Source organism: Streptomyces sp. AC558_RSS880 (assembly GCF_019049255.1).
GTDB lineage: Bacteria > Actinomycetota > Actinomycetes > Streptomycetales > Streptomycetaceae > Streptomyces.
Window position 1 is genome coordinate 1 of the sequence record NZ_JAGMUJ010000075.1, and the last position, 216, is coordinate 216.

The 216-nt window shown below is 60.2% G+C and carries 1 rRNA gene; it reads right to left on the minus strand.

Annotation, left to right across the window (positions count from 1 at the left end):
* Positions 1 to 216, minus strand: a 23S ribosomal RNA gene (locus tag KUM38_RS23760); the annotation flags it as partial.

The window sequence follows — 216 nt, forward strand, 5'->3', positions numbered from 1 at the left end:
TCTCCAACGAGCCGCTGACGTTTCGACTACGGGGGTCTTACCCTCTACGCCGGACCTTTCGCATGTCCTTCGCCTACATCAACGGTTTCTGACTCGTCGACCAGCCGGCAGACTGGTCAAGAGAGATCCCACAACCCCGCATGCGCAACCCCTGCCGGGTCTCACACGCATACGGTTTGGCCTCATCCGGTTTCGCTCGCCACTACTCCCGGAATC